Source organism: Streptococcus caprae (genome assembly GCF_042649745.1).
Taxonomy (GTDB): Bacteria; Bacillota; Bacilli; order Lactobacillales; family Streptococcaceae; genus Streptococcus; species Streptococcus caprae.
The window spans coordinates 88,580-96,927 of the sequence record NZ_JBHRZV010000027.1 but is presented as its reverse complement, the minus strand read 5'-3'; the positions used below and the strand labels follow the sequence as shown (position 1 = coordinate 96,927).

The 8,348-nt window shown below is 37.0% G+C and carries 7 protein-coding genes; 4 read left to right on the top strand and 3 right to left on the bottom strand.

Going from position 1 to position 8,348, the window contains the following annotated elements; translation table 11 throughout:
* Positions 1 to 122: 122 nt before the first annotated feature.
* The 3 genes from ACFORF_RS03915 to ACFORF_RS03905 all read right to left on the bottom strand — a co-directional run bounded on the left by ACFORF_RS03915 (position 123) and on the right by ACFORF_RS03905 (position 2,771).
* Complete coding sequence (locus tag ACFORF_RS03915; protein WP_380425675.1) at positions 123 to 1,280, bottom strand: site-specific integrase; 1,158 nt, start codon at positions 1,278 to 1,280, stop codon at positions 123 to 125.
* An 82-nt stretch (positions 1,281 to 1,362) separates the two neighbouring features.
* Complete coding sequence (locus ACFORF_RS03910) at positions 1,363 to 1,521, bottom strand: DUF3173 family protein (RefSeq protein ID WP_380425673.1); 159 nt, start codon at positions 1,519 to 1,521, stop codon at positions 1,363 to 1,365.
* Between the two features lie 47 nt (positions 1,522 to 1,568).
* Positions 1,569 to 2,771: a helix-turn-helix domain-containing protein gene (locus tag ACFORF_RS03905; RefSeq protein ID WP_380425671.1), complete on the bottom strand. Its 1,203-nt coding sequence runs from the start codon at positions 2,769 to 2,771 to the stop codon at positions 1,569 to 1,571.
* Between the two features lie 125 nt (positions 2,772 to 2,896).
* Between ACFORF_RS03905 and ACFORF_RS03900 the strand changes: the two genes are divergently transcribed.
* From ACFORF_RS03900 to ACFORF_RS03885, 4 genes are all read left to right on the top strand, one after another.
* Complete coding sequence (locus ACFORF_RS03900; RefSeq protein ID WP_380425669.1) at positions 2,897 to 4,354, top strand: family 43 glycosylhydrolase; 1,458 nt, start codon at positions 2,897 to 2,899, stop codon at positions 4,352 to 4,354.
* An 8-nt stretch (positions 4,355 to 4,362) separates the two neighbouring features.
* Positions 4,363 to 6,375 (top strand): beta-galactosidase, encoded by a 2,013-nt coding sequence (locus ACFORF_RS03895; RefSeq protein ID WP_380425667.1) that lies wholly within the window; start codon positions 4,363 to 4,365, stop codon positions 6,373 to 6,375.
* 15 nt (positions 6,376 to 6,390) lie between these two features.
* Positions 6,391 to 7,803: an MFS transporter gene (locus ACFORF_RS03890; RefSeq protein WP_380425665.1), complete on the top strand. Its 1,413-nt coding sequence runs from the start codon at positions 6,391 to 6,393 to the stop codon at positions 7,801 to 7,803.
* 71 nt (positions 7,804 to 7,874) lie between these two features.
* Positions 7,875 to 8,348, top strand: a 474-nt coding sequence (locus tag ACFORF_RS03885) for an ROK family protein (protein ID WP_380425663.1), incomplete at its 3' end; no start/stop codon positions are given.

Here is an 8,348-nt window from a genome sequence, read left to right as displayed (position 1 = left end):
CGCTTTTCATTATAGGTCATATGGGACTTTTTTTCTACATTCAAAAAGGCTCCATAATCTCTGCAGGGGAGCTACCCACTACAGAAATTATAGAGCCAGAATTCCTTAAAATTCCTTATTTTTTAGCTATGATTCCTTATCGTTTCCTTATATAAATAAAGACAGTCTAGTTTATCAGCTAGTTCTTTTTGTTTACTTGGATAGAGGTGGGAATAGGTATCAATCGTAGTCGTAATAGAAGAGTGTTCTAGCCGTTCTTTTACGATGAGGTAGTCTTCTCCTTGGTTGATAAGTAGAGAAGCGTGTGAGTGCTTAAAATCATGAATTCGGATTGGTTTTAGACTACTGTCACGTTTGAGAACTTGTTTATAGACTTTCTCAATCGTATTTTTACCTATTTCGATTGGTTGACTTTGAATGACTTGAAGATTATTGAAATCCTTCGTAAAATCAGAAAGTAGTTCTTTTTGTCTGTTCTGCCATTCTGCTAGTTCTTCTAGTAGCTTTCTATTGATTGATATGATACGATTGGAGCTACTTGTCTTAGGTGTATCGATAATATTTTTACCATTTCTTCTGTGAGCTGTCTTATTTATGCGTATAGTAGCTTTATGGAAGTCCACATCAGCCCAGGTCAAGGCTAATCCTTCTCCTAATCGTAGACCTGTGAGGTACAGAATGGTAAAGAATAGTTGAATAGGGTACTCTTCTGGAGTGAATAGCGATTTGAACTGTTGGAATTCTTGGATTGTCCAATAGCTAATCTCTTTTTTGCTAGTTGGCAATTTGCGAAGTAGTTTGACTGGGTTATCTCTGTAATATCCTTTTCTGATACCTACATCAATAATTTTTTTCAGTAGAATGATAATTTTGTTTATTGTATTATTGCTCAACCCCTTGTTCTTTTCTCTTTTGTGAGACTTTTGCTTGAGGTGTTCTCTGAAATCATAAAAATCAGCGTAGGTTTTGACATCTACTTCATTGAAATAAGTCTTTATATGTCGATTGTAGTTATTTTCTTGTCTATTGATATAACTTTCTTTTCGGTTGTTTAGCGTATCCTCCTTTTTAAGCAATTGATAGAGTGAGTTGAGTGTAATGGTTGTGCCGTACCGATTTTCATGGAATTCTACGAGCCGAATTTCTTGTTCGGCTTGTAGAGCTTCTTTTTTCGTTCTGAAACCTTTACGCTTAATACGTTTTTGTTTGCCAGTAACTGGACTGTAGCCAGAACTGATATCTATTTGATACGTGCCATTTGTTGTTTTTGTAATGCTCATAGTTTTTCTCCTTTGAGAAATTCCAAAACTATGGTATACTCGAATTGTAGAAGTGAGAGCATAGAATTGGAATTGTCCAATACTAGCTCTCTTTTTCTATATCAAAACCAACAATAGATGAAGCTATTGTGGCTGGTATAGCACCCACTCGTTTATTAGCATACAATGAAAATGCTTTAGTATTCAAAAAACACTGTAGGCTAAATATTGTTCTCCTGACTACAGTGTATATTTTTTGCATAGAGAAATAGAAAAAGTAGCATTATTTGATTTGTATGCTACTTTTTCTTATTTTCCAAATTTTTGTCTAAATTTAAGAGGTGTATACTGAGTATGTTTTTTAAAGATCTTACCAAAATAACTTTGGTTACAAAATCCTAGACTGGTAGCAATTTCATCAATTGTTTTATCGGAATAGGTCAACAATAGTTCAGCGTAATGTATTTTTTCAGTAATAATGTAATTTTGAATAGTAAGGTTTAGTTCGGATTTAAATAGCGAGGCCAAGTAAGATACTGAACAATTCAATGATTCAGCAATATCGGGGGTTCCAATTTGTTGATGGAGATGGAGTCCTATATATTGTTGGGCTTTTTTGACCAATGGGTGGGAGAAGTTTATTTCTGAGGTAGAATCAATAATTCTAGTTTGTTTAGTTTCATTTTTATGTTGTCTGACTAAAAGTGTATATTCGATTTCAGTTTGTCGAATAAATTGCTGAATATCACTAGGACTAGATAGTTTTTCAACTTCTTTAATCAGTTGATCACTTAATGTATAAGAAATTTCAGGATTTAAACCACCTCTCATTGCAGCTCGACTTGCTAGAGTGATGATGACGATGCCAAGGTTTTTAAAGCTACGAAGTTCATCGTCAGCTAGCGTACCAACTTCTCCACCATAGTCTTCATTCCAACTTTCTTGTAACTTTAAAAGATTTCCTTCTTCGATACTTGTGAATTCTCTAATTTCTTGAAAGTAGGAATTATGTTTTAAGCGATTTTCTTGACCTTGAAAATACTGATCGGTCATATTATATTTTGTTAAATCTAAAGATGTTACAAGATTATAGGTAAGGCACTCATGAGTAGTAACATTGTCTGAATTAACACAGTTAAATAAAAGGCATGATAATTCAACCAGTTTATCAAGTTGAGTTTGTGACAATAGATTAGTTGTTAAGTTGCAATCAAAAGGGAGAGTGTGAGTCATTGAAAAATTGCTTTCAGCCATACAGGGCCCAATAAGAATATTTGAGTGTTTCCCAAAGATATATGTCAAGAGCACCTGATCTTTTGATTGACAGATATATGGACAGGGCTGATAAGAATTGGTTAGAAAAATTGCATGATTTAAATGGTTTAAATCTAAAGTGTCAGCTAGTTCCCGATTTTCATTATAGACTGCTAAAATATGATCTTTATTATATTCCACAATTGGGACATGAAGAGTTTTTGATATATAACTTAATAAAGGATTTTTTGAAATCATAGTTTTCTTATCCTTAATCTTATAATTTATAATTGTATTGTAACAAAAAAAGTAAAAAAATAATATAAAATGCCATGAAAACGTTTTATAATTCCGTTGTGAAAGCGTTTTAAGGAGGATTGATTATGAAAAAACAAGTGTTTAATCCCTATTTGCCTTTAAATGAATACGTTCCGGATGGAGAGCCTAAAGTTTTTGGTGAACGTCTTTATATTTATGGCAGTCATGATTGCTTTGGTAGTCAGTGGTATTGTTTAAATGATTACGTATGCTACTCAGCACCGATTAATGATTTAAGCGATTGGAGATATGAGGGAGTTAGTTATCATAAGACCCAAGACCCAGCAAACAAGAGTGGAGAAATGAGTATGTTTGCTCCGGATGTTGTTCAGGGGATCGATGGTCGCTATTATTTATACTATGGTTTGGACTTCCTCAGTCAAGTTTCAGTTGCTGTATCTAATAGCCCATCGGGCCCTTTTGAATATTATGGCGCTGTTCAACATGCTGATGGTACTATTTACGGTTCAGTTCCAAGCGATCCATTTCAGTTTGATCCAGCGGTGCTAGTTGATGATGAACAACGGGTATGGTTATATACAGGATTTGCTGCTAAGGATGAATTGATAGAGAAAGTTGAAGAACTATTCGGTTATCAATTGGGGGAACGAGGCAATCATGTGGTTGAGTTGGAGTCGGACATGTTGACTTTAAAATCACAACCTAAGCAAATTATTCCAAATGTTTGGGATGGACAGGGTACTGATTTTGAAGGTCATGAATTCTATGAGGCGAGTTCAATCCGGAAATTCAATGGAAAGTATTATTTTATTTATTCTTCGTTCTTAAGTCATGAATTAGCTTATGCAATTAGTGATTTTCCTGATCGAGGTTTTCGTTACGGAGGCTCTCTTCATTCAAATGGTGAATTTGGAAATCCGGGAGGAAGAACAGAGCCTGTTGCTTATTGGGGGAACAATCACGGTTCTATTGAACATGTAAATGGGAAATATTATGTTTTTGGGCATCGGCAAACAGACTATACTGAATTTTCCCGACAGGGGATTGCTGAAGAAATTAGCTATGATCCAATAACTAGTCGTTTTGGGTTTGCTGAATTGACCAGTTGTGGGCTCAACGGTGGACCTTTATTAGGGAAAGGAAGTTATCCAGCTTCTATTGCTTGCTATTTGGTTGGCCCTGATGGAGCTAAGAAAAGTGTAGAAGTTGAGGGTGATGAGCAACTTTATCATCCATGTTTTACCCAAGAAGAACCTGATGGTGATGAAATCATTAGTCAGTACATTTGTAATTTGCAATCAGGAGCTTGGACAGCTTATAAATACTTTAGTTTTGAAAGTGAAACTACAATCAGTTTAGTAATCCGAGGTGAAGCTACAGGAAAACTCTTGGTCAAATTTAGCTTAGAGGAAGAACCACTTGCCGTTGTGGATGTTACTTCAGATAGAGATTGGCATAAAGTTGAGGGAACTGGAAAGTTACCAATTATTGATAAAACAGCACTTTATCTAATCTTTGAAGGAAGTGGCAGCTTAGACATTAAAGAAATAGTTTTTGAATAGGAGTACATATGGAAAAAATTATTTATGGGGTAGCCTATTATTATGAGTATTTACCTTATGATAGACTACAAGAAGACATTGTCATGATGAAAGCAGCGGGAATTAATACCGTAAGAATTGCGGAGTCTACATGGTCAACATATGAAAAATCTCCTGGTGTTTTTGATTTCTCAAGTGTTGAATATGTCTTAGATGAAATGGAGAAGGCTGATATACAAGTCATTATAGGCACTCCGACCTATGCAGTACCAAATTGGCTGGTTGAACTTGATCCAGAAGTGATGGTTTATCGTAAAGGGGCAGGTCGCTCACTTTATGGTATGCGTCAGTCTATGGATATTACTAATCCAACCTACCTTAAGTATGCTGAGCGAATTATTCGCAAACTTATGGAAGTGACTGCTCACCGCAAACATGTCATTGGTTTTCAAATTGATAATGAAACCAAAGCATACGGGACCTCAAGCAAGAATGTTCAAAATGATTTTGTGTCCTATCTTAAGGAAGAATTTGATCATGATTTAAATAAGCTCAATCATGAATTTGGCTTAGATTATTGGAGTAATCGTATCGATTCATGGGAACAATTACCTGATGTTAATGGGACCATAAATGGTAGCTACGGAGCAGAATTCGAAAAATTTCAACGATTGCTTGTAGATAAGTTTTTGCAGTGGCAGGCTGATATTGTTTCTGAGTATAAGCGTGACGACCAATTTATCACACAAAATTTTGACTTTGAGTGGCGAGGTTATTCTTATGGGGTTCAGCCTGAGGTAAATCATGTTAAGGCAGCAAAGGCAATCACTTTGGCAGGATGTGATATTTACCACCCTACCCAGGATGAATTAACGGGACAAGAAATTGCTTTTGGAGGAGATAGCACTCGTAACTTAAAGAAAGACAATTATCTAGTCCTTGAAACTCAAGCTCAAGGATTTCCAGCGTGGACACCTTTTAGGAATCAATTACGTTTGCAAGCATACTCACACTTATCTTCAGGAGCAAATGCCGTCATGTATTGGCATTGGCACTCCATTCATAACTCAGCAGAGAGCTACTGGAAAGGATTGTTGAGTCATGATTTTAGAGAAAATGATACTTATAATGAAGCAAAAGTAATTGGTAAGGAACTTGCTGAGCTTTCTCCCAAATTAGTCAATCTCCAAAAAAACAATCGTGTTGCTTTGGTTGTGAGCAATGAGGCTTTAACAGCCCTGAAGTGGTTCCCTGTTGATTTCAATGCAGCTTTTCAATCAACACTGACCTATAATGATATCGTTCGTCAGTACTACTCAGCGCTTTATCAGCTTAATATCGAAGTAGACATTGTATCTCCTGATCATGAGGGCTGGTTAGATTATGAAATTCTAGTAGTACCAGCTCTATATGCAGCACCTGATAGAGTATATCAGGAGTTAGAACAATTTGTATTACGGGGTGGCAAGCTATTAGCTAGTTTTAAAACAGCAGTAGCAAATGAACATGTAAAAATTTCCCATGATGGAACACCCAAATATCTCGAAAAAGTTTTTGGCATGACCTACAATCAATTTACTGTACCAACAGGTCAAGTTCTGGAAGGAGATTTGTTTGATAAGACCGTAACTGTTCGAGGTTTTATGGAGTATTTAAAAGTTGATACTGCAAAATCATTGGCCCATTATGGTCGGAGTCAAGCCAACCCAGCTTCAGCTATAACCATCAATCAGTATGGTGAAGGGAAAGCAGCTTATATCGCTTGTATGCTAGATCAATCAGATTTTAATCAGGCTCTATCAACTATTTTGGCTCAAGAATTTGATTACACTTTATCTGGCTATCAATTTCCGATTATTGTAAAACAAGGTTCAAATGATGATGGTAACACCATTACTTATATCCTGAATTATTCTAACCAGATTATTGAAGTTCAATCCCCTGTAAGTGGAGTTTCCTTGTTAAGCAAGGCTGTCATCAGTGAGACACAGACTGTTCAACTCGAACCTTGGGGACTAGACATTATTGAAACAATTAAATAAAAAAGGAGTTATTTTATGGCTATAAAAAAAGATGTATTAGGTATCAATTATGATGCTGACCCACAATCTAAACTAAGTTTTATTGAACGCTTTGCATATGGTTCGGGGGATTTTGCAGGCAACATTGTTTATTCTGCAATATCTGTTTTCCTGGTTTTCTATTATACGGATGTTGTTAATGTTAATCCTGGTGTAGTCGGTTCTATTATGCTCATCTCAAGAATTTTTGATGGATTTAGTGACATTTTAATGGGATTAATTGTTGATAGGACGAAATCCAAATTCGGTAAAGCAAGACCTTGGTTGCTCTGGATGTGTATGCCATATGCAATTTCTGCAGTTATCTTGTTCTCGGTTCCTGCAAATGCAACAGATACTTTCAAGATGGTTTATGTATTCTTAAGTTATAATTTAGTGTCAACCATCATTTTCACTGCTATTAATGTACCTTATGCTACGATGAATGCGATGATGACACAAAACCAGTATGAAAGAACTCTCTTGGGCACCTTCCGCATGTTGCTCGCGACTGCTGGAACCTTGTTCATTAATACATTTACTTTGAAAGTAGTTCATTTCTTTGGAGACACACCGCGTGCGTGGACGATGACTTTTCTTGTCTTTGGACTGATGACTATTGCCATATTCCTCTTTAATTTCTTCTTTACTCACGAACGTGTTGTTGAAGACTCTATTGAGAGTAATGAAGCTTCTAAAATCAATGTAAAAGATGAATTCCGAGCTCTTTTTCGTAATAAATATTGGCTGATGATGGCTGGATTAATCTTCTTCCTATATTTGTCCTTGACTGTAAATGGTGGCTCGGCAGTGTATTTTGCCAAAGCTGTTCTAAATGATCAGAACTTAGTGACTCCTTTAGGTAATGCAGGAACAATAGCTCAGATTGCAACAATGTTTTTTGTGGCTCCGTTAACGAAAAAGATTGGTAAGCGCAATGCCTTCTTTATTGGTATTGGAATTACAGGAGTATCTTATGTCGCGCTTGCCATTGCTCAAGGAGGATATGAACTGATATTAATTGCAAATGTTATCAAAGGGATTGGTAATGGGTTTGCAGCTTCCTGTATGTGGGGGATGTTATCTGATACTATTGAATACGGCGAGTGGAAAACAGGAATACGTACTGCTGGCTTAGCTAATGCAGCATCTTCATTTGGATCAAAGGTTGGTTCGGGTCTTGGCGGAGCACTTCTCGGTTGGGTTATGGCAGCAGGAGGTTATGATGGTTCGGCAGCTGTTCAATCAGCATCAGCAATCAGTTCAGTAAATGTAGCCTACATCTATATCCCTCTAGCTATCACAATTGTGTCTCTTGTTATTCTTTGGTTCTATAAACTTGATAATGAGTATCCTTCAATTATTAAAGATTTGGAAGCACGAAAAGTTCACCAGAGTAATAATAAATAAACTATCCAGATAAAAAATCTTCAAATTTCTTTATGGGCTGGCATTACTGGCTCTTTAAAAAGGATAGAACTATGCAAAAACACTATCTTTCCATCGATGTCGGTGGGACTTTGATTAAATATGCCTTGATGGATGAGACGGGAGCAGTGCTTGACAGTGCTTCGCGTCCGACACCAGCCATTTCCTTTCAGTCCACCGCTGAAGAGAAGGCCCAGGGGCGTCAGGATTTTGAGAATGCCTTAACAGAGATTTACAAGCAGTATGCAGGTGATCTTTTTGGGATTGCCTTGTCTTGTCCCGGTAAGGTAGATACGGCTGAGGGAGTGATCTACTATGGTGGAGCCCTGCCCTATCTTCATGAATTTCCTGCTCAAACCTTTCTTGAGGAACTGTCAGGACTTCCAGCCATCGTACTCAATGATGGCAAGGCGGCGGCCTTGGCAGAGTTTTGGAATGGTGGTCTTGCTGGTGTAAACAATGGGTCAGTTCTGATTTTGGGGACTGGTCTTGGGGGCGGTCTCATTCTCAATGGTCAGCTGCATCAG

Coding starts and splice junctions, on each gene's coding strand:
- ACFORF_RS03895 (WP_380425667.1), top strand. CDS start 4,363: ATGGAAAAAATTATTTATGGGGTAGCCTATTATTATGAGTATTTACCT.
- ACFORF_RS03910 (WP_380425673.1), bottom strand. CDS start 1,521: ATGCAAAAAATATACACTGTAGTCAGGAGAACAATATTTAGCCTACAG.
- ACFORF_RS03900 (WP_380425669.1), top strand. CDS start 2,897: ATGAAAAAACAAGTGTTTAATCCCTATTTGCCTTTAAATGAATACGTT.
- ACFORF_RS03905 (WP_380425671.1), bottom strand. CDS start 2,771: ATGATTTCAAAAAATCCTTTATTAAGTTATATATCAAAAACTCTTCAT.
- ACFORF_RS03915 (WP_380425675.1), bottom strand. CDS start 1,280: ATGAGCATTACAAAAACAACAAATGGCACGTATCAAATAGATATCAGT.
- ACFORF_RS03890 (WP_380425665.1), top strand. CDS start 6,391: ATGGCTATAAAAAAAGATGTATTAGGTATCAATTATGATGCTGACCCA.